This is a genomic window from Microseira wollei NIES-4236 (assembly GCF_020521235.1).
Classification (GTDB): Bacteria; Cyanobacteriota; Cyanobacteriia; order Cyanobacteriales; family Aerosakkonemataceae; genus Microseira; species Microseira wollei.
Genome location: NZ_BLAY01000802.1, coordinates 1 through 229, shown reverse-complemented (window position 1 = coordinate 229; position 229 = coordinate 1). Strand labels below are relative to the sequence as shown.

Below are 229 nucleotides of genomic sequence, written 5' to 3'. Positions count from 1 at the left end.
CGTTGTTATCTACAACGATGCTGTAGCTGATGACTTCGCCCACCACATCGGCGGTGCCACCGGGTACGGAGGCTGTCTTGGTGATGTTGAGGTCTGGTTTCGGCTCAACGGGAACCGAAGTAGAAGCACTTTCAGACGGCGTTTGAGTACTATCCGCTGTTGCCGTGTTGAGAATGTTACCGCCGGCGTCGATGTCAGCTTGAGTCACGGTGTAGGCACCTGTGTAAGT

General features: G+C 54.6%; 1 protein-coding gene. It reads right to left on the bottom strand.

Going from position 1 to position 229, the window contains the following annotated elements; genetic code table 11:
• A partial coding sequence (locus MiSe_RS50555; protein WP_226595168.1) for a hypothetical protein occupies nt 1-208 on the bottom strand: 208 nt, incomplete at its 3' end.
• Between the last annotated feature and the right edge of the window lie 21 nt (nt 209-229).